This is a genomic window from Pseudomonas sp. Arb-4-2C (genome assembly GCF_055755015.1).
On record NZ_CM146899.1, the window covers coordinates 4472665 to 4494040 of the forward strand.

Annotated in this window: 18 protein-coding genes; 8 read left to right on the plus strand and 10 right to left on the minus strand. The window is 60.2% G+C overall.

The annotated features are described in order from the left end of the window. The first annotated feature begins 16 nt into the window (after window positions 1–16). From AC0J41_RS20230 to AC0J41_RS20245, 4 genes are all read left to right on the plus strand, one after another. A complete protein-coding gene (locus tag AC0J41_RS20230) occupies window positions 17–1081 on the plus strand; it encodes an imelysin family protein (protein ID WP_025111680.1) in 1065 nt (354 codons plus the stop codon). A gap of 14 nt (window positions 1082–1095) precedes the next feature. Then, window positions 1096–2196 (plus strand): DUF1513 domain-containing protein, encoded by a 1101-nt coding sequence (locus tag AC0J41_RS20235; protein WP_473013431.1) that lies wholly within the window; start codon window positions 1096–1098, stop codon window positions 2194–2196. 157 nt (window positions 2197–2353) lie between these two features. Next, on the plus strand, window positions 2354–3502 hold the full coding sequence (locus tag AC0J41_RS20240; protein ID WP_473013432.1) for an efflux RND transporter periplasmic adaptor subunit: 1149 nt from the start codon (window positions 2354–2356) through the stop codon (window positions 3500–3502). Window positions 3503–3515: 13 nt separating this feature from the next. Beyond that, window positions 3516–6551 (plus strand): multidrug efflux RND transporter permease subunit, encoded by a 3036-nt coding sequence (locus AC0J41_RS20245; RefSeq protein WP_473013433.1) that lies wholly within the window; start codon window positions 3516–3518, stop codon window positions 6549–6551. A gap of 167 nt (window positions 6552–6718) precedes the next feature. On the opposite strand, the gene AC0J41_RS20250 is transcribed toward AC0J41_RS20245, so the two are convergent. From AC0J41_RS20250 to AC0J41_RS20270, 5 genes are all read right to left on the minus strand, one after another. Further along, window positions 6719–6946 carry a hypothetical protein gene (locus tag AC0J41_RS20250; protein WP_025111684.1) on the minus strand — a complete coding sequence of 76 codons (228 nt, stop codon included), beginning with the start codon at window positions 6944–6946 and terminating at the stop codon, window positions 6719–6721. Between the two features lie 2 nt (window positions 6947–6948). Beyond that, a complete protein-coding gene (locus AC0J41_RS20255) occupies window positions 6949–7662 on the minus strand; it encodes a lipopolysaccharide kinase InaA family protein (RefSeq protein WP_025111685.1) in 714 nt (237 codons plus the stop codon). A gap of 4 nt (window positions 7663–7666) precedes the next feature. Then, window positions 7667–8335, minus strand: a complete 669-nt coding sequence (locus AC0J41_RS20260) for a class I SAM-dependent methyltransferase (protein ID WP_025111686.1) — start codon at window positions 8333–8335, stop codon at window positions 7667–7669. A 305-nt stretch (window positions 8336–8640) separates the two neighbouring features. Then, complete coding sequence (locus AC0J41_RS20265; protein WP_025111687.1) at window positions 8641–9915, minus strand: sensor histidine kinase; 1275 nt, start codon at window positions 9913–9915, stop codon at window positions 8641–8643. Beyond that, window positions 9905–10588 (minus strand): response regulator transcription factor, encoded by a 684-nt coding sequence (locus AC0J41_RS20270; RefSeq protein WP_025111688.1) that lies wholly within the window; start codon window positions 10586–10588, stop codon window positions 9905–9907. Before AC0J41_RS20270 ends, AC0J41_RS20265 begins: the two co-directional genes overlap by 11 nt. Window positions 10589–10791: 203 nt before the next feature. Between AC0J41_RS20270 and AC0J41_RS20275 the strand changes: the two genes are divergently transcribed. Next, window positions 10792–12741 (plus strand): LTA synthase family protein, encoded by a 1950-nt coding sequence (locus tag AC0J41_RS20275; protein ID WP_473013434.1) that lies wholly within the window; start codon window positions 10792–10794, stop codon window positions 12739–12741. A 257-nt stretch (window positions 12742–12998) separates the two neighbouring features. Here the strand turns inward: AC0J41_RS20275 and groL are convergent, their stop codons facing one another. The 4 genes from groL to AC0J41_RS20295 form a co-directional block, all read right to left on the minus strand. Next, the gene (gene groL, locus AC0J41_RS20280; RefSeq protein ID WP_025111690.1) at window positions 12999–14645 is read right to left on the minus strand and encodes a chaperonin GroEL; all 1647 of its coding nucleotides are present in this window, start codon (window positions 14643–14645) and stop codon (window positions 12999–13001) included. Window positions 14646–14694: 49 nt separating this feature from the next. Then, window positions 14695–14988 carry a co-chaperone GroES gene (locus AC0J41_RS20285; RefSeq protein ID WP_473013435.1) on the minus strand — a complete coding sequence of 98 codons (294 nt, stop codon included), beginning with the start codon at window positions 14986–14988 and terminating at the stop codon, window positions 14695–14697. A 259-nt stretch (window positions 14989–15247) separates the two neighbouring features. After that, entirely contained in the window at window positions 15248–15724 is a 477-nt protein-coding gene (locus AC0J41_RS20290) for an FxsA family protein (protein WP_025111692.1), read from the minus strand. Window positions 15725–15789: 65 nt separating this feature from the next. Further along, window positions 15790–16521 (minus strand): HugZ family pyridoxamine 5'-phosphate oxidase, encoded by a 732-nt coding sequence (locus tag AC0J41_RS20295; protein WP_473013436.1) that lies wholly within the window; start codon window positions 16519–16521, stop codon window positions 15790–15792. 164 nt (window positions 16522–16685) lie between these two features. Here AC0J41_RS20295 and AC0J41_RS20300 point away from each other — a divergent pair, with 164 nt between their 5' ends. Together AC0J41_RS20300 and AC0J41_RS20305 are read left to right on the plus strand one after the other, a co-directional pair. Further along, window positions 16686–17444 carry an SDR family oxidoreductase gene (locus AC0J41_RS20300; protein WP_473013437.1) on the plus strand — a complete coding sequence of 253 codons (759 nt, stop codon included), beginning with the start codon at window positions 16686–16688 and terminating at the stop codon, window positions 17442–17444. Window positions 17445–17554: 110 nt separating this feature from the next. Next, window positions 17555–17731, plus strand: a complete 177-nt coding sequence (locus AC0J41_RS20305; protein ID WP_473013438.1) for a hypothetical protein — start codon at window positions 17555–17557, stop codon at window positions 17729–17731. A gap of 192 nt (window positions 17732–17923) precedes the next feature. Here AC0J41_RS20305 and apbC read toward each other — a convergent pair whose 3' ends face one another. Then, window positions 17924–19018, minus strand: coding sequence for an iron-sulfur cluster carrier protein ApbC (gene apbC / locus AC0J41_RS20310; protein WP_025113573.1), 1095 nt, complete (start codon window positions 19016–19018; stop codon window positions 17924–17926). Between the two features lie 224 nt (window positions 19019–19242). Between apbC and metG the strand changes: the two genes are divergently transcribed. Next, window positions 19243–21294: a methionine--tRNA ligase gene (gene metG, locus AC0J41_RS20315; protein ID WP_025112366.1), complete on the plus strand. Its 2052-nt coding sequence runs from the start codon at window positions 19243–19245 to the stop codon at window positions 21292–21294. The last annotated feature ends 82 nt before the right edge of the window (window positions 21295–21376 follow it).

The following is a 21376-nucleotide window of genomic DNA, read 5'->3' on the forward strand; positions in this document are numbered from 1 at the left end:
GAATCGGGAGCCCGACATGTTCCGTCCCAAGCTACTGTTCACCAGCCTTGCCGCATTGGCACTCGGCGCCTGCTCGCCACAGGATCCGCAAGCGGTCACCTCGGCGGCCATCGCCAAATCGGTGATCCTGCCGACCTACACCCGCTGGGTCGAGGCCGACAAGCAACTGGCCGTCAGCGCCCTCGCCTACTGCCAGGGCAAAGAAAACCTGGAGACCGCCCGCGCCGACTTCCTGCACGCGCAGAAAGCCTGGGCCGAGCTGCAACCGTTGCTGATCGGCCCGCTGGCTGAAGGCAACCGTTCGTGGCAGGTGCAGTTCTGGCCGGACAAGAAAAACCTCGTCGGCCGTCAGGTCGAGCAACTGGTCGTCGCCCAGCCGCAGATCGATGCCGCTGCCCTGGCCAAGTCGAGCGTGGTGGTGCAAGGCCTGTCGGCTTACGAATACATCCTGTTCGATGCCAAGCCTGACGTCGCCAATGACGAACAGAAAGCCAAATACTGCCCGTTGCTGATCGCCATCGGCGAGCGCCAGAAGCAACTGGCCGAAGAGATTCTGCAAAGCTGGAACACCACCGACGGCATGCTTGCGCAAATGAGCAAGTTCCCGAACCAGCGCTACGCCGACTCCCACGAAGCGATCGCCGATCTGTTGCGTGTACAGGTCACCGCCCTCGACACTCTGAAGAAAAAACTCGGCACGCCAATGGGCCGCCAGAGCAAGGGTGTGCCGCAACCGTTCCAGGCTGATGCATGGCGCAGCCAGTCGTCGCTGACCGCGCTGGAAGCCAGCCTCGCCGCCGCCAAAACCGTGTGGGAAGGCGTCGATAACAAAGGCCTGCGTGGTCTGTTACCGGCCGAGCAGAAACCGTTGGCAGACAAGATCGACGCCGCGTACGCCGCTTCGTTGAAACTGTTCGGCAGCACTCAGCGCTCGCTGACCGAAATGCTCCAGGACGACGCCGGTCGCCAGCAGCTCAATGATCTCTACGACAGCCTCAACGTTGTCCATCGCCTGCACGAAGGCGAGCTGGCCAAGGCGCTGGGCATTCAACTGGGCTTCAACGCCAACGACGGTGACTGATGAGGGCAAGTGCCATGCTGCGACGCCAGGCTCTGACTTTAGGTAGTGTGCTGCTGGGAGCAGTGACTCTGGGCGGCTGGACGCTGTTCAAGCGCAAGGATCAGAGCCCGCTGTTGCTCTCGGCGCGCGACGACACCGATGGCAAGCATTACGCCGTCGGTTATCGGCTGGACGGCACCCGAGTGTTCGCCACCGAAGTCGGCCAGCGTTGTCACGACATCATCAACCACCCGACGCTGCCGATCGCGCTGTTCGTTGCCCGCCGCCCGGGCACCGAAAGCTATCTGATCAACCTGCGCGACGGGGCGTTGCTGCAAACCGTGACGTCGCAGCCGAACCGGCATTTCTACGGCCACGCGGTGGTGCACAAGGACGGCGAATACCTGTACGCCACCGAGAATGACACCCGCGATCCGGGGCGCGGCCTGCTCGGGGTGTACAGGTTCGAAGGCGAGCGGCTGGTGCACAGCGGCGAGATCTCCACCCATGGCCTCGGTCCGCACCAAGTGTCGTGGATGCCCGACGGCGAAACCCTGGTGGTGGCCAACGGCGGGATTCGTACCGAGGCGGAAAGCCGCGTCGACATGAACCTCAACGCCATGGAGCCGAGCCTGGTGCTGATGCAGCGCGACGGCACCCTGCTGAGCAAGGAAACCCTGGCCCAGCAGATGAACAGCGTGCGTCATCTGGGGATCGCCAGCGACGGCACCATTGTCGCCGGTCAGCAGTTCATGGGGGCTTCTCACGAGCGCTCGGAGCTGCTCGCAATCAAGCGCCCGGGCCAGCCGTTCGTGGCGTTCCCGGTGCCGGATCATCAGTTGCAGTCGATGGGGCATTACACCGCCAGCGTCGCCGTGCACAGCGAACTGCGCCTGGTGGCGTTGACCGCGCCACGCGGCAACCGGTTCTTTATCTGGGACCTGGACAGTGGCGAAGTGCGCCTCGACGCACCGCTGCCCGATTGCGCCGGCGTCGGTGCGGTGAAGGACGGATTTGTCGTGACCTCGGGTCAGGGTCGTTGCCGTTACTACGATTGCCGCCAGGATGAGCTGCTGGCCAAACCGCTGGATCTGCCGGCGGGGCTCTGGGACAACCATCTGCACTTGATGGCCTGACCCACCAGAGAGAACGCCGTACCTGTGGCGAGGGGGCAAGCCCCTCACCACCGGATTTGTCGGCGCCTTCGCCTGTAAAAACTGGCAGTTGGAATCCCCACCTGACTCGGAGTAATGTGCCCGACTGTCTCACCTGATTTATCCAAGGAACTGGAATATGCTGCGTCGCCGCATGCTGATCATGTTGGGTGTTGTCTTGCTGGTCGTCCTGGTATTGGGCGGATACAAAGCCTTTTCGATCTACACCATGATCCAGGGCTTTGCCAAACCCAAACCGCCGATCAGTGTCGCCGTGGCCAGCGCCAGCGAACGGCCGTGGCAGATGCGCCTGCCGACCGTCGGCACGCTCAAGGCGCTGCAAGGCGTCGAGCTGAGCCTGGAAGTCGCCGGCACCGTCACCGACATCAAGTTCGAATCCGGGCAGAAGGTCAAGGCCGGGCAACCGTTGCTGCAACTCGACAGCGCCGTCGAAACCGCCCTGCTGGAAACCGCCAAGGCCGACCTGGGTCTGGCGCAACTGGACTTCGGTCGTGGCAGCCAGTTGATCGACAGCCGCGCCATTTCCAAAGGTGAATACGACCGGCTCTCGGCGGTCCTGCAAAAGGACAGGGCCACGGTCAATCAGCTCAATGCTGCACTGGCAAAAAAACGCATCGTCGCGCCGTTCAGCGGCACCATCGGCATTCGTCAGGTCGATGTCGGCGACTATCTCGCCAGCGGCACCCGAATCGCCACCCTGCAGGATCTGAGCAGCCTCTACGCCGACTTTTACGTACCTGAACAATCGGTGCCGAAACTGGCCATCGGTCAACCGGTGCAGATCGGCGTCGCGGCCTATCCCGGGCAGAATTTCCCCGGTGCGATCAGCGCGATCAACCCGATTGTCGAGAGCACCACGCGCAACATTCTGGTCCGCGCCACCCTGGCCAACCCCGACGGCAAGTTGCTGCCCGGCATGTTCACCAGCCTTGAGGTGTTGCTCCCCGATCCGCAGAAACACATCGTGGTGCCGGAAAGCGCGATCACCTACACCCTCTACGGCAACTCGCTGTACGTGGTCGGGCAAAAGAAAGCCGAGGACGGCAGCGTCGTAAAAGACGACAAGGGCCAGCCAGTGTTGATCGCCGAGCGGCGCTTCATCGAGACCGGTGAACGCCGTGATGGCCTGGTGATGATCAACAAGGGCGTGCAGAACGGCGAACAAGTGGTGACCGCCGGCCAGATCAAACTGGACAATGGCGCACACATTGCCATCAGCGACGACAAGACCCTCGGCGAGCAGAACAGTCCGCCTCGCGCCGACTGATCAAGGAATCCCCATGGCTTTTACCGATCCGTTCATCCGCCGCCCGGTGCTCGCCACCGTGGTCAGCCTGCTGATTGTGCTGCTGGGTTTCCAGGCCTGGAGCAAACTGCCGCTGCGCCAATACCCGCAAATGGAAAATGCCCTGATCACGGTGACCACCGCCTACCCCGGGGCCAACGCCGAGACCATTCAGGGCTACATCACCCAGCCGATGCAGCAGAGCCTGGCGAGCGCCGAGGGCATCGACTATATGACCTCGGTCAGTCGTCAGAACTTCTCGGTGATCTCGATCTACGCGCGCATCGGTTCCAACACCGACCGTTTGTTCACCGAGCTGCTGGCCAAGGCCAACGAGGTGAAAAACAAGCTGCCGCAGGACGCCGAAGACCCGGTGCTGAGCAAGGAATCGGCCGACGCTTCGGCCCTCATGTACATCAGTTTTTTCAGCAAGGACTTGAGCAACCCACAGATCACCGACTACCTGTCGCGGGTGATCCAGCCGAAACTGGCGACGCTGCCGGGTATGGCCGAGGCGGAGATTCTCGGCAATCAGGTGTTCGCCATGCGTCTGTGGCTCGACCCGGTGAAGCTCGCCGGTTTCGGCCTCAGCGCCAGCGACGTGACCAACGCGGTGCGCCAGTACAACTTCCTCTCCGCCGCCGGCGAAGTGAAAGGCGAGTACGTGGTCACCAGCATCAACGCCAACACCGAGCTGAAGTCCGCCGAAGCCTTCGCGGCGATTCCGCTCAAGGTCAGTGGCGACAGCCGCGTGCTGCTCAGCGATGTGGCGCGGGTCGAGATGGGCGCGGAAAACTACGACTCGATCAGTTCCTTCGGCGGTACGCCGTCGGTGTACATCGGCATCAAGGCCACACCCGGGGCCAACCCGCTGGACGTGATCCGGGAAGTGCGCAAGCTGATGCCGGAGCTGGAAGCCCAGTTGCCGCCCAACCTCAAGAGCGAGATTGCCTACGACGCCACCCTGTTCATTCAGGCCTCGATCGACGAAGTGGTGAAAACCCTGTTCGAGGCGGTGCTGATCGTGATTGTGGTGGTGTTCCTGTTCCTCGGCGCATTGCGCTCGGTGGTGATCCCGGTGGTGACCATCCCGCTGTCGATGATCGGCGTGATGTTCTTCATGCAGATGATGGGTTACTCGATCAACCTGCTGACCCTGCTGGCGATGGTGCTGGCGATCGGGCTGGTGGTGGACGATGCGATTGTCGTGGTGGAGAACATCCATCGCCACATCGAGGAAGGCAAGACGCCGCTGGAGGCCGCACTGGAAGGCGCACGGGAAATCGCCATGCCGGTAGTGTCGATGACCATCACCCTGGCGGCGGTGTATGCGCCGATCGGCTTCCTCACCGGACTGACCGGCGCGCTATTCAAGGAGTTCGCCTTGACCCTGGCCGGCGCCGTGGTGATTTCCGGGATCGTCGCCCTGACCCTGTCGCCGATGATGTGCGCCTTGCTGTTGCGCCACGAGCAAAACCCCAGCGGTCTGGCGCACCGGCTCGACCGCATCTTCGATGGCCTCAAGCGCCGCTATCAAAGCGTCTTGCACGGCACGCTCAACACCCGCCCGGTGGTGCTGGTGTTTGCGGTGATCGTGCTGTGCCTGATCCCGGTGTTCCTCAAGTTCACCAAGTCGGAACTGGCGCCTGATGAAGACCAGGGCATCATTTTCATGATGGCCAACGCGCCGCAGCCAACCAACCTCGATTACCTGAGCACCTACACCGACGAGTTCATCAAGATCTTCAAGGAGTTTCCGGAGTACTACTCCTCGTTCCAGATCAACGGCTACAACGGCGTGCAATCGGGCATCGGCGGCTTCCTGCTCAAGCCGTGGAACGAACGCAGCCGCACGCAGATGCAGATCCTGCCCGAGGTGCAAGGCAAACTGGGCGCCATCCCGGGCCTGCAGATCTTCGGCTTCAACCTGCCTTCCCTGCCCGGCACCGGTGAAGGTTTGCCGTTCGAGTTCGTGGTCAACACGGCCAATGACTACGAATTGCTGCTGCAAGTCGCGGACCGAATCAAGAAGCGCGCCATGGAGTCGGGAAAGTTCGCCTTCGTCGACCTTGACCTGGCGTTCGACAAGCCGGAAGTGGTGGTCGATATCGATCGCGCCAAAGCCGCGCAGATGGGCGTGTCGATGCTGGATCTGGGCAGCACCCTGGCGACATTGCTGGGCGAGGCGGAAATCAACCGTTTCACCATCGAAGGCCGCAGCTACAAGGTGATTGCCCAGGTCGAGCGACCGTTTCGCGAGAACCCTGGCTGGTTGAACAATTACTACGTGAAAAACACTCAGGGCGAGCTGCTGCCACTGTCTACCCTGATCAAGGTCACTGACCGGGCACGACCGCGTCAGCTCAACCAGTTCCAGCAACTCAATGCCGCGAAGATCTCTGGATTCCCGCTGGTCAGCATGGGCGAGGCAATCGACACCGTATTGCAGATCGCCCGGGAAGAAGCGCCGGCCGGTTTTGCCTTCGACTATGGCGGCGCCTCACGCCAATACGTGCAGGAAGGCAGCGCATTGTGGGTGACCTTCGCCCTCGCGCTGGCAATCATTTTCCTGGTGCTGGCAGCGCAGTTCGAAAGCTTCCGCGATCCGTTGGTGATTCTGGTGACGGTGCCGTTATCGATCTGCGGGGCGCTGATTCCGCTGTTCCTGGGCTGGTCGAGCATGAACATCTATACCCAGGTCGGGCTGGTGACGCTGATCGGGCTGATCAGCAAGCACGGGATCCTGATCGTCGAATTCGCCAACCAACTGCGCAAGGACAAAGGACTGACCGCACGCGAGGCGGTCGAGGAAGCGGCGGCGATTCGGCTGCGGCCGGTGTTGATGACCACGGCGGCCATGGTGTTCGGCATGGTGCCGTTGATTCTGGCGACCGGTGCGGGTGCAGTCAGCCGGTTTGATATCGGCATGGTGATTGCCACGGGCATGTCGATCGGGACGTTGTTTACGCTGTTCGTGCTGCCGTGCATCTACACGCTGCTGGCCAAACCCGATCCCAAACAAACCACATAACCCTGCGGGCTTGCTCGCGAAGGCGGTGTGTGAGTTGAAGAATTTGTTTACTGATACATCGCTTTCGCGAGCAAGCCCGCTCCCACAGAGAAATGGTGTGATCCCTGGAAACACGCAATAAAAAAGGCCTCGCAACTGCGAGGCCTTTTACGTGGGCTTCAATCGGTTCAACTCTGTGGCCTCATCCCTTGAGAAAGTCCAAACATGAACAACAACAAATCATGGTCAGGTTTAGTCGCCACGGAGGCTTTCGCCACCCGTGGTACTGCGCAGTGAGCATCGCCGGTGGTGGCTCCGATCACCTGCATGCGGGGCTGCTCCCAGGCCGCCACCGCCAATGACGCAACTGCCAAGGCTCCAACCAAGAACAAACCTCGTGCAATTTCGAGTTTCATCGCTATAAACCTTTGATAGCGCTGCCAAACGCCGTCTCATAAAAATAGACGAGTTTTTTCCAGTCCGTGTCGCTGAACGACGAATGGCGACGCAATTGCTTCATGTCATGGGCGGCCGCGCGATGAGCGGTCAGACGCTGACGGCATTTCTCCAGATCGATCAATGCCACCTCGACCTGGGCCGAATCACCCTCGCCGGTCACCCGTACAAACACGTGTTTGATGTAGATACAGCTGTGCTGCCAACGGCCCTTGTGCATGCGCGCAAGGTTTTGTGCCAGGTCCTTCAGGACGCGTTCATAAACGGCTTCGCCGTATTGCGCGCGACCACCAGCGGCTTCCCACTTTTCCAGTTCATCGAAACCATCCAGCGACTTGGTCACCAGCAAGGCGCGCCACTTGTGCTGCGGATCGGGCTGGGCGCCGCAGAACACGATTTGCGGTACGCGCACACCGAGTCGGCTGACGCCGGTCAGGGCATCCAGTTCGCGCAGCACCGTCGGGCGACCGAAGGGATGCAGCCAACTGCGGTAGATATGTCCGGTCTGGCGCTTGGCATACAGTAACTGGCCGTCTCGACCCATGACTCGTTGCACACCACTTTCACCACCACGGCGTACGTTGGGTTCTTCCACCCATTCACCGCGCTGGTTCCAGAAGTAGTCGAAGCGATCCTGGGGAGCGACTTCCGTTTCTGCTGCTGTTTGCACCGCCATCCTGTTACCTCTTGCGTAATACGTAAACCCGCCACATGGCATAGAGCGGAATAAAGTCCAGTTGTTCCTGAATGCGAAAACCTGCTTCTTCGAATTCTTTTTCCACTGTCACAGCCGGTAACACAAACCGGTTCTGGTAACCTTCCTGCCCACGGCGCTGCTCGGCGCGCTTGCGTTTCCAGGCCTTGAAATTACCGTCGACCCACAACGAAATAATCACACTGTCGCGGGTGACACGCTCGAATTCGCGCAAAATCGTCCGCCGATGTTCGGCCTCACCGATGTGATGCAGCAAACGCATGCAGAAAATGCTGTCAACGGCGTTATCCGGCAAGGCAATGTCGAACGCAGATGTGTGCAAAGGTTGTACCCGTTTCACCACATCGGCCGGTTGCGACTGCATCGCGGTCTTGATCATCGATTCGGAATTGTCCGCGCCAATGATCACCCGGTTGGGCTTCTCTGCCAGCAACGGCCAGAAGCGTCCTGCGCCGCAAGGCAGGTCCAGGACCAGCCCCGGCTCGCCGGCCAGCGTCAGCGCCTTGCGAGCCAACTGCTCGTCCCGCCAGTGAGACAACCGACGACCGAGGCCGTCCTGATGCTTGCGCAAATATTTTTGTGCATGCTGGTCATCATACTTTTCGGAAAAATCGAGCTTGATCGGTCTGCTCATCATCAGGGCTCCTGAATTACTGATACCCCTACCATAGGTAGTGGCATGTCAGCGTCAGGTCGTCCCTTTGTGAAAAATACGTCAGGTAAACCAACAAACTATTACAGGTTTTTACACGGAGAAAGCAATAGCGCGGGGCCATTAACTGATTCTGGGGGGCACTGATGGTTCAATTTCGCCGTTCAATGCCCTTCGCGAGCAGGCTCGCGCCCCACGGTGTAGCGTCTATTGCTGTGGGAGCGAGCCTGCCCGCGAAGGCGTCATCAAAGGTCAGCACTCAGGGCACGGCCGCTTTGGTCTGTGGTTCAACGCAGTCCCAGCGTGACTTCAAAGCGGCAACCATTGGGTTCCATGGTGCTCAACGTCACCTCCCAGCCCTGGTTCTCACAGATCCGCTGCACCAGCGATAACCCCAGCCCGAGACCCTCGCCGCGTTTTTCATTGCCGCGAACAAAGGGCTGGAACATGGCTTCACGTTTTTCTTCGGGAATACCGACTCCCGAGTCTTCGACGACAAACCCGTTGTCGTTGAGTGTCAGGCGAATGAATCCCTGTTCGGTGTAGTGGCAGGCGTTGCGCAGCAGATTGCCCATGACGGCGCCGAGTAGCGTGGCATTGAAGCGGGTGTCCGGCGGATTGCCTGGCTCGAACATCAGCTGCAGCCCTTTGGACTCGATCGGTTCACGCCAGACGTTCAGCAGGCCGTCAGCCACTTGGCCGAGGTTCTGCTGCGGCGCTGAACCGGCATCTTCACGCTGGGCGCGAGCGAGCATCAGGAACGTCTGCACCAGCTCGCGCATTTCTTCGCTGGCCCGGGCGATGCGTTCGACCTGGGCCCGACCGCGTTGATCCAGTCCCGGGTTCTCGAGGAGTAACTCGCAGGAGCTGGCCAGCACCATCAGCGGTGTTCGAAGTTCATGACTGACGTCGCTGGTGAACAGTCGCTCGCGAGTCAGCGCCTGGCGCAGACGCCCGAGCGTGGCATCGAATGCCACCGCCAGCTCGCCGACTTCGTCAGCGGCATAATCCGGTGCCAGCGGTGGCGCCAGACCGAGCAGTTGATCGCGGTGCCGTACTTGCCGGGCCAGTCGCACCACCGGCGCCATGACCTTGCGCGCCAACACCCAGCCGAGGAACACGGCCAGCGCCAGACTGAGCACGAAGCCCACCAGCACCACGGCGAACAGCACGCGTTCGCGCTCCTCGAAATCGCTTTGATCCTGCAGCAGCACATAGCGGCGACCGTCGACGATCTCGACCATCGCGTGATACGACAGCTGTTCGCGGAACACTTCGTGGAAACCCGCATCGAGGTGACGCAGGTCTTTGGGCAGCTCGAAATCACCCGGGCCGCCGCTGAAGTAGAACAGTTGATCCGGTTCCGGGCGATGACTCCAGTCCGACACGTTGTCCATCAGCAACAGGCGCTGCAGGTCGCCGCCCAGCCCCGCCGAAATCAGTTTTTCCTCCACCAGGTGCACCGTCGCCACAATGCCCATGGCGAAGGCCCCGGCCACCAGCGCACTCATCAGCGCAAAGGCGATGATGATCCGCTGGGAAAGGCTTTGCTTAAACTCCATCACGCCCCTCGGCCAGGCGGTAACCCACACCGTGCACGGTTTGCAGCAGCGGTTTGGCGAATGGCTTGTCGATCACCTGGCGCAATTGGTGGACGTGGCTGCGCAAGCTGTCGCTGTCCGGGCAGTCATCGCCCCACAGTGCTTCTTCGAGAATTTCCCGGCGCAGGACGTGCGGACTTTTCTGCATCAATACCGCCAGCAGTTTCAAGCCGACCGGGTTGAGCTTGAGCAGCTTGCCCTCGCGGGTCACTTCCAGCGTGTCGAGGTCATAAGTCAGGTCGCCGACCTGCAGCGCACGACGGCCACCGCCCTGGGTGCGACGCATCACCGCTTCGACCCGTGCCGCCAGTTCGGACAGTGCAAACGGCTTGACCAGGTAATCGTCGGCCCCGGATTTGAAACCCTGCAAGCGGTCGTCCAGTTGATCGCGGGCGGTGAGCATGATCACTGGCGTGTCGCGCCGGGCATCTTCACGCAGGCGCTTGCACAGGGTGTAGCCGTCGATCCCGGGCAGCATGATGTCGAGCACGATCAGGTCGTAATGCTCGGTGGCGGCCAGATGCAGGCCCGACAAGCCGTCCTGGGCGCAATCGACGGTATAGCCTTTGAGCCCCAGGTAATCGGCCAGGTTGGCCAGGATATCGCGGTTGTCTTCGACCAATAGAATTCGCATTGGCATTTCCTCCGTACACAGTAACGGCCGTCATGGCCCGCGCAGCTTAAGGCCAACGCCGGTTCAGGGCTAGGGCCGGCAAGCGTGCAATTCCATTTGCCCAGGCAAATTAAATATTTAACAAAGTTTTCACTATCGATTCACAACCTGATTACAGTGGCGCCGCGACACTCGCGCGCCATTGATATAAGGAAAACGAGACAATGGACTCTTTCAAGACAGCGCCCATGCGCTTTCTGCTGCTTATCACCGGCGCCTGGCTGGTCATTTTTCTCCTCACCCGAGCGGTCTTGCTGCTGACTCACCTGGATGAAGCCGGTGGCTTCGCCCTCTCCGTGTTCGGCATCGGCGCGCTCTATGACCTGGGGTTCCTGGCTTACGCGGCGCTGCCGATGGGCCTGTACCTGCTGCTCTGCCCACCGGGCCTGTGGCGGCGTCGCGGGCATCGCGGGTTCCTGCGGGTCCTGCTGACCATCAGCCTGTTCGCGATGTTGTTCGTGGCGGTGGCCGAATGGCTGTTCTGGGACGAGTTCGGCGTGCGCTTCAACTTCATCGCCGTCGATTACCTGGTGTATTCCGACGAAGTGCTGAACAACGTCCTCGAGTCCTACCCGATCGGCAAACTGTTGAGCCTGCTCGCCGTGCTGGCCGTGGGGATCAGCGTTGCGCTGCGCAAGCCGTTCAATGCGGCCATGAATGCCCCGCTGCCACCGCTGCGCGCGCGTCTGCTCAATGCATTGGGCCTGTTGATCGTTGCCGGTTTGAGCCTGCAACTGCTCAGCCAGGACGCACCCCGCGCTCAGGGCGGCAACGCTTACCAGAACGAACTGGCCAGCAACGGCCCCTATCAGTTCTTCGCCGCGTTCCGTAACAATGAACTGGACTACACCCAGTTCTACAAGAGCCTGCCAGCGGAAAAAGTCGCCAGCCAGATCCGCGCCGAACTGAGTGAAAGCAATGCTCGTTTCATCGGCCAGGACCCGCAGGACATCCGCCGGGTGATCGACAACCCCGGCACCGCGCGCAAACCGAACATCGTGCTGGTGACCATCGAAAGCCTGAGCGCCAAGTACCTGGGCAGCAACGGTGACGGTCGCAACCTGACGCCGAATCTCGACGCCTTGCGCAAACAGAGTCTGTACTTCAACAACTTCTACGCCACCGGCACCCGCACCGACCGTGGCCTGGAAGCCATCACCCTGGCCATCCCGCCGACGCCGGGTCGCTCGATCGTCAAGCGCATCGGCCGTGAAAGCGGTTTCGCCAGCCTTGGCCAACAATTGAGCGCCGTGGGTTACGACAGCGTGTTTGTCTATGGCGGACGCGGTTACTTCGACAACATGAACGCGTTCTTCAGCGGCAACGGCTATCGCGTCGTCGACCAGAGCAGCGTCGATGAAGCCGAGATTCACTTCAAGAACGCCTGGGGCATGGCCGACGAGGATCTGTATCGCCAGACCCTGAAGCTGGCGGATGCCGATTACGCCAAACAGCAACCGTTCCTGTTGCAATTGATGACCACCTCCAACCACCGGCCTTACACCTACCCGGACAACCGGATCGATATCAAATCCGGCAATGGCCGTGATGGTGCGGTGAAGTACACCGACTACGCGATTGGTCAGTTCCTTGAGCAGGCGCGGCAGAAACCGTGGTTCGACAACACGATCTTCATCTTCGTCGCCGACCACACCGCTGGCAGCGCCGGTAAAGAAGACTTGCCGATCGCCAACTATCAGATCCCGCTGTTCATCTACGCGCCGAAAATGATTGAAGCACGCGAGAGCGCGCAACTGGCCAGCCAGATCGACCTCGCCCCGACACTGCTGGGCTTGCTGAATCTGGACTACACCTCGACGTTCTTCGGTCGCAACCTGTTGCAGGACAACCCGCTGCCACCGCGCGTGGTCGTCGGCAACTACCAGCACCTGGGCTTGTTCGATGGCAAGGATCTGGCGATCCTCAGTCCGCGCCAGGGCTTGCGTCGGCATGACGATGCGCTGACCGAAAGCCGTGAATCGCGTGTCACCAGCGACGACCCGCTGGTCAGCCGGGCGATCACCTATTACCAGACCGCCAGTTATGGCTTCAAACAGCAGCTGTTGAGCTGGAAGCCGGCGAAGGACAGCACTGTCCAGGTCAGCGAACAGTAACCGTCAATAGAAACGCCCCGGGCTGATGCACCGGGGCTTTTTTTTGCGCAACCGGTTATCACAGGAAATACAGATCCCAATGTGGGAGCGAGCCTGCTCGCGAATGCTGTGTATGCGTCACAGCTGTAGTGATCGCTGGATTGCTTTCGCGAGCAGGCTCGCTCCCACAGGGGACGGTGTGAAGCCTGATATCCGGGCAATAAAAAACCCCGCCTGCTCATCGCAGGCGGGGTTTTTCGTTTCGGGGTAAGGCTGGCTTACATCATGCCGCCCATGCCACCCATGCCGCCCATGTCTGGCATACCGCCGCCAGCACCGCCGTCTTTCTTCGGCGCATCAGCAACAGCAGCTTCGGTGGTCAGGATCAGACCGCCGATCGAGGCTGCAGCTTGCAGAGCAGAACGGGTTACCTTGGTTGGGTCCAGGATACCCATTTCGATCATGTCGCCGTATTCGCCGGAAGCAGCGTTGTAACCGAAGTTACCTTTGCCGTTCTTCACTTCGTTGACGACTACGCTTGGCTCGTCGCCGGAGTTGGCAGCGATCTGACGCAGCGGCGCTTCAACAGCGCGACGCAGCACAGCGATACCGACGTTCTGGTCAGCGTTGTCGCCGGTCAGTTCGGTCAGGGCTTCCAGAGCACGGATCAGCGCAACGCCGCCGCCAGGTACCACGCCTTCTTCAACGGCTGCACGGGTAGCGTGCAGGGCGTCTTCAACGCGGGCTTTCTTCTCTTTCATTTCAACTTCGGAACCAGCGCCAACCTTGATCACTGCAACGCCGCCGGACAGCTTGGCCAGACGCTCTTGCAGTTTTTCACGGTCGTAGTCCGAGGAAGTTTCGGCAACCTGAGCACGGATCTGAGCGATACGCGCCTGGATGTCGGCTTCAACGCCAGCACCGTCAACGATGATGGTGTTTTCCTTGGACAGGGTGACGCGCTTGGCGTTACCCAGGTGCTCCAGAGTGGTGCTTTCCAGGCTCAGGCCGATCTCTTCGGAGATGACGGTACCGCCGGTCAGAACGGCGATGTCCTGCAGCATGGCCTTGCGACGGTCGCCGAAGCCTGGAGCCTTGACGGCTGCAACCTTGACGATGCCACGCATGTTGTTCACTACCAGAGTCGCCAGGGCTTCGCCTTCAACGTCTTCGGCAACGATCAGCAGTGGGCGGCCGGCTTTGGCAACGGCTTCCAGCACTGGCAGCATTTCGCGGATGTTCGAGATCTTTTTGTCGACCAGCAGGATCAGCGGGCCGTCGAGCTCGGCAACCATGGTGTCCGGCTTGTTGACGAAGTACGGGGACAGGTAGCCACGGTCGAACTGCATGCCTTCTACAACCGACAGTTCGTTTTCCAGGCCCGAGCCTTCTTCAACGGTGATCACGCCTTCTTTACCGACTTTTTCCATGGCTTCGGCAATGATGTCGCCGATGGAGTTGTCGGAGTTGGCGGAGATGGTGCCTACCTGAGCGATAGCCTTGGTGTCAGCGCATGGCTTGGACAGGGCTTTCAGCTCTTTGACGATCGCGATGGTCGCTTTGTCGATACCGCGCTTCAGGTCCATCGGGTTCATGCCGGCAGCGACGGCTTTCAGGCCTTCGTTGACGATCGACTGAGCCAGAACGGTAGCGGTGGTAGTACCGTCACCAGCGTCATCGTTGGCACGGGAGGCAACGTCTTTGACCAGCTGCGCGCCCATGTTTTCGAAACGGTCTTCGAGTTCGATTTCTTTGGCGACGGAAACGCCGTCCTTGGTGATGGTCGGAGCGCCGAAGCTCTTCTCGAGGATCACGTTACGGCCTTTCGGGCCCAGGGTCGCTTTTACCGCGTCAGCCAGGACGTTGACGCCTTTGAGCATCTTGGAGCGGGCGGCATCGCCGAACTTAACTTCTTTAGCAGCCATGATCGATATTCCTTAAATACTTTGTAGTAGCGGGAAAATGAGCGGGAAATCAGCCTTCCTGTACAGCGAGAATCTCGTTCTCAGCCATTACCAGCAGTTCTTCGCCGTCGACTTTCACAGTGTTGCTGCCGGAGTAAGGACCGAACACAACCTTGTCGCCGACTTTAACGGCCAGCGCACGCACTTCACCGTTTTCCAGAGTCTTGCCTGGGCCAGCAGCGACGATCACACCGTGGTTGGCTTTTTCAGCAGCCGAACCTGGCAGGACGATACCGCCAGCGGTTTTCTTTTCTTCTTCGCTGCGACGGATGACGACGCGGTCATGCAGAGGACGAAGCTTCATTGTCGATCTCTCCTAATTGTGGTTTTCATCGGCCGGTGTAGTCCCGGCGGGTTTAACAAATCCGGCCTGCGCCGGTTGCGGTTCGTCAAGCGAGCCGCGGAAGTCTGTCCGACTCAAATGTCGGAAACCTTTCGGTGACCGATACATAAGGGCGCATAAGCTTATTACAAGGGCGGGGGCAGAAAATTTTTCATCGATTTGCCCCTTGAATGCCGCGCATAAAGAAACGGCACCCGAAGGTGCCGTGTCGATGCAGGGGTTACTTGCTGTCGCGGTGTTCGAACTCACCTTCGATCACATCGCCCTCGCGGCCAAGAGGCTGACGCGGTGCAGGACCGCCGCGGGGTTGCAGGTCGTCGGCAAAGGCACGCTGACGCATGGCCTGTTCTTCGGCGCGCTGGCGCATTTTGTTCGCCAGCAGACGACGGCTGAACGGCAACAGCATCACCAGACCGACCACGTCGCTGACGAAGCCTGGCAGGATCAACAGGCCGCCGGCCAATGCCAGCATCAGGCCTTCAAGCATGGTCTGCGCGGGCAGTTCACCGCGGTTCAGGCTTTCACGGGCACGCAGGGCCGTGGCCAGACCGGCGATGCGCAGCACAAACACGCCGAACATCGAGCCGAGAATGATCAGCAGCAGGGCCGGGAAGAACCCGATAGCCCCTGCCACTTTGACGAATACGAACAGCTCCAGCACCGGAAACAGCAGAAAGAGCAACAAAAAAGGGCGCATCAAAGATTCCTCAACGCAAGAAATGCCCTGCAGTAAGCATTAGATGACGTCGCCCTTTCGTGAATTCAAGCGTCGGCCACCGCATTTTTTGGCCAGACCTCGGCGTGAGCCAGAGAAACCAAGGCTTCGCGCACTTGTATCGGCGTATGACAAGGGGCTTGAAACGGCAACCAGTAGAGCGCTTGGCCGATGCGCAGGTGCATGCCTTCGCTGTCGATCCCGGCCAGTTGCGCCGGCACGGTTTGCGGCAGGCCAGTCAGTTCCACGTAATGCGCGATGGCCTTGGCGTGGTCGCTGTTCATGTGCTCGACCATGCTGATCTCGGCCTTGCCGGCAAACGGGTTGGCCAACGTCAGTTGATCGACCCAGTGGATCGCGCCGAAACCGCCGATATAGCGATGACGCACCGGATTGAGCACCCAGAAGTCGAAGTCATGGGCCTTGTGATAGTTCTGCGAATCGGGGAAATAACGGTAGTAACGCTCGGCAGCCGCTTCAATGGCGAGCGGATCTTCGAGCTTTTGCGCTTCGGCCAGATAGGTCAGGCGACCAACGGCTTGAACGTCATCGGCCTCGCGCTCACCGACCAACAGCGAACATTTCGCGTCCTTTTGCAGGTTATGGGTGTGCTGGGCGATACGACTGATCAGGATCAGCGGGCGGCCCTCCTCGTCCAGGCAATAGGGCACCACGGAGCCAAACGGGAAACCGGGCATCGATTTGGAGTGGGTGGACAATACGCCACGGTATTCCTTGAGAAGCAATTCTCGGGCATTCTTGGCCGCTTCAACGCTCAATTTATGACTCCTTATATAGAATCCGTCGAAAAAACGGACAGGCGCCCGGGGATAGGTACCGGTCACGCCATCGGGCACTGCGTATGTGCATTCGGGCCACGCCCGCTGCAGATCGAGCGGCGCCAATAACAAAAACCACTCAGACCGGCTATCGGGGCATGCGAATGCAACTCAACGACAAAGTAATCATTATCACCGGCGGTTGCCAGGGTTTGGGCCGTTCCATGGCCGAGTATTTCGCCGGCAAAGGCGCGAAGCTGGCCCTGGTGGACCTCAATCAGGAAAAACTCGACGACGCGGTAGCTGCCTGCAAGGCCAAGGGCGTTGAGGCGCGCAGCTATCTGTGCAACGTGGCCAATGAAGAACAGGTTGAGCACATGGTCGCTCAGGTGGCCGAAGACTTTGGCGCGATCCATGGCCTGATCAACAACGCCGGGATCCTCCGTGATGGCCTGCTGCTCAAGGTCAAGGACGGCGAAATGACTAAGATGAGCCTCGCCCAGTGGCAGGCAGTGATCGACGTCAACCTGACCGGCGTGTTCCTGTGCACCCGTGAAGTCGCGGCGAAAATGGTCGAGCTGAAGAACAGCGGCGCGATCATCAACATCTCGTCGATCTCGCGTGCCGGTAACGTTGGCCAGACCAACTATTCCGCCGCCAAGGCTGGCGTGGCAGCAGCCACCGTGACCTGGGCCAAGGAACTGGCACGTTACGGGATTCGCGTTGCGGGCATCGCCCCGGGCTTCATCGAAACCGAGATGACCCTGGGCATGAAGCCGGAAGCGCTGGAGAAAATGACGTCGGGAATTCCGCTCAAGCGCATGGGCAAGCCGCAAGAGATCGCCCATTCGGCGGCATACATCTTTGAAAACGACTACTACACCGGGCGGATTCTGGAGATGGATGGCGGGTTACGCATCTAGCAGCGTCACCACAAAACAACTGTGGGAGCGCTCTTGCTCGCGAAGGCGGCGGATCAAACAACTGATGAGTTGAATGACACATTGCCTTCGCGAGCAAGCCCGCTCCCACAATGGATTGCATCCAGTCAGCCAATCAATCGTCGCTGATGGTGATCGATCTCTACACCGGGCGGATTCTGGAAATGGATGGCCGGTTGCGCATCCAGCAGCGTCACCACAAAACCACTGTGGGAGCAAGCCCGCTCCCACAATGGATTGCATTCAGTCAGCCAATCAATCGTCGCTGATGGTGATCGATCACTACACCAGGCGGATTCTGGAGATGGATGGCGGGTTGCGCATCCAGCAGCGTCACCACAAAACCACTGTGGGAGCGGGCTTGCTCGCGAAGGCGGCGGATCAAACAACTGATGAGTTGAATGACACATCGCCTTCGCGAGCAAGCCCGCTCCCACAATGGATTGCATTCAGTCAGCCAATCAATCGTCGCTGATGGTGATATTCGGCATCGCCGGCGTCGCCGCTTCCTGCAGCACAATGCGCGCGCCGACGTGGCGGGCCAGTTCCTGGTAGACCATGGCAATCTGGCTGTCCGGCTCGGCAATCACCGTCGGCTTGCCGCCATCGGCCTGTTCACGGATCAGCATCGACAGCGGCAGCGAGGCCAACAGCTCAACGCCATACTGAGTCGCCAGCTTCTCACCTCCGCCCTCACCGAACAGATGCTCGGCATGACCGCAGTTCGAGCAGATGTGCACCGCCATGTTTTCCACCACGCCCAGCACCGGAATGTTGACCTTGCGGAACATTTCCACGCCTTTGCGCGCGTCCAGCAGCGCCAGATCCTGCGGGGTGGTGACGATCACGGCACCGGCCACCGGGACTTTCTGCGCCAGGGTCAGCTGGATATCGCCAGTACCTGGCGGCATGTCGATCACCAGATAATCCAGATCGCCCCACGCGGTTTGCGTGACCAGTTGCAGCAGCGCGCCGGAGACCATCGGCCCGCGCCAGACCATCGGCGTGTTGTCGTCGGTCAGGAACGCCATCGACATGACTTCGACACCGTGGGCCTTGAGCGGCACGAACCACTTCTGGTCCTTGACTTCAGGACGGGTGCGCTCGGGGATGCCAAACATGATGCCCTGGCTCGGGCCATAAATGTCGGCATCGAGAATCCCCACCTTGGCGCCTTCGCGGGCCAAGGCCAGCGCGAGGTTGGCCGCAGTGGTCGACTTGCCCACACCACCCTTGCCGGACGCCACGGCGACCACGTTCTTGACGTTGGCCAGCCCCGGAATCTGCGCCTGGGCCTTGTGCGCGGCGATCACGCTGTTGACCTCGACCTTGGCAATGACCACGCCATCGATATTCTCGATCGCCAGTTGCAGCAATTGCGCCCAGCCGCTCTTGAACAGACCGGCGGCGTAGCCGATTTCCAGCTGAACCTTGACGCGGTCGCCATCGATCTCGATGTGCTTCACGCAACCGGCGCTGACCGGGTCCTGGTTCAGGTAAGGGTCAGTGTATTGGCTGAGGACGGCTTCCACCGCTGCGCGAGTGACGGCACTCATGGGCAACTCCGATAACAAGACTGGGAATAGATGGCGGGTATCGTACCTTAAAAGACCGCCGCCTTCGGCAGCGCCTGCAGATGTACGCCGATCTCTTGCAGGCGCTGCCGAAGGCGGCGATCTTTTCTGTCTGCTCATCCAATGAAACAGGCGCACAGGGTGAAAAATATGCGCCAGCGCTTTATAGTGGCCGACCTCCGTTTCATCAAGTAGCGAAGCCCCACATGTCCGAACCACGCAAGATCCTCGTCACCAGCGCCCTGCCCTACGCCAACGGTTCGATTCACCTTGGCCATATGCTGGAATACATCCAGACCGATATGTGGGTGCGCTTCCAGAAGCATCGTGGCAACCAGTGCATCTATGTCTGCGCCGACGACGCCCACGGTTCGGCGATCATGCTGCGTGCAGAAAAGGAAGGCATTACCCCGGAACAACTGATCGCCAACGTACAGGCTGAACACAGCGCCGACTTTGCCGAGTTCCTGGTCGACTTCGACAACTTCCACTCCACTCACGCCGAAGAAAACCGTGAGCTGTCGAGCCAGATCTACCTGAAGCTGCGTGACGCCGGGCACATCGCCCAACGCTCGATCACCCAGTATTTCGACCCGGAAAAGAAAATGTTCCTGGCCGACCGCTTCATCAAGGGCACCTGCCCGAAATGCGGCACCGAAGACCAGTACGGCGATAACTGCGAAAAATGCGGCGCAACCTATGCGCCGACCGATCTGAAGGATCCGAAGTCGGCCATTTCCGGCGCCACCCCGGTGCTCAAGGATTCCCAGCACTTCTTCTTCAAACTGCCAGACTTCCAGCAGATGCTGCAGACCTGGACCCGCAGCGGCACCCTGCAGGACGCCGTTGCCAACAAGATCGCCGAGTGGCTGGACGCCGGCCTGCAACAGTGGGACATCTCCCGCGATGCACCGTACTTCGGTTTCGAGATCCCGGACGAGCCAGGCAAATATTTCTACGTGTGGCTGGACGCGCCGATCGGCTACATGGCGAGCTTCAAGAACCTTTGCAACCGCACGCCGGAGCTGGACTTCGACGCGTTCTGGGGCAAGGACTCCACTGCCGAGCTGTACCACTTCATCGGCAAGGACATCGTCAACTTCCATGCCTTGTTCTGGCCAGCCATGCTCGAAGGCGCCGGCTTCCGCAAGCCGACCGGGATCAACGTGCACGGCTACCTGACGGTCAATGGCCAGAAGATGTCCAAATCCCGCGGCACCTTCATCAAGGCGCGTACCTACCTGGATCACCTGTCGCCGGAATACCTGCGCTACTACTACGCGGCCAAACTGGGCCGTGGCGTCGATGACCTCGACCTGAACCTCGAAGACTTCGTGCAGAAGGTCAACTCCGACCTGGTCGGCAAAGTAGTCAACATCGCCAGCCGTTGCGCCGGTTTCATCCAGAAGGGTAACGCCGGCCTGCTGGTGGACAACAACGCCGCGCCAGAGCTGACCGAAGCGTTCCTGGCCGCGGCGCCAAGCATCGCCGACGCCTATGAAGCCCGTGACTTCGCCCGCGCCATGCGTGAAACCATGGCCCTGGCCGACCGCGCCAACGCGTGGATCGCCGACAAGGCCCCGTGGTCGTTGAACAAGCAGGAAGGCAAGCAGGATGAAGTCCAGGCGATCTGTGCCACCGGCATCAACCTGTTCCGCCAACTGGTGATCTTCCTCAAACCGGTACTGCCATTGCTGGCCGCCGATGCCGAGGCGTTCCTCAACGTCGCCCCGCTGACCTGGAACGACCACACCACGCTGCTGGCCAACCATCAGTTGAACGAATTCAAACCGTTGATGACCCGCATCGACCCGGTAAAAGTACAAGCCATGACCGACGCCTCGAAAGAAGACCTGACCGCCAGCCAGACCGACACCGGCGCTGCCGCACCTGCGGGCAACGGCGAACTGGCCAAGGATCCGCTGTCGCCGGAAATCGACTTCGACGCTTTTGCCGCCATCGACCTGCGCGTCGCCCTGATCGTCAAGGCCGAGCACGTGGAAGGCGCCGACAAGCTGCTGCGCCTGACGCTGGACATCGGTGACGAGCAACGCAACGTGTTCTCCGGGATCAAGAGCGCGTACCCGGACCCGTCGAAACTCGACGGTCGCCTGACCATGATGATCGCCAACCTCAAGCCCCGGAAAATGAAGTTCGGTATCTCCGAAGGCATGGTGATGGCCGCAGGTCCCGGCGGTGAAGAAATCTACCTGCTGAGCCCGGACAGCGGCGCCAAGCCGGGTCAACGCATCAAGTAAGGCCCAGCGGTAAAACGATCCCACAGGCATGTTCCGCAGGCCTGTGGGATTTTTCATATCTGGCCGGATAATGCCTAACCTT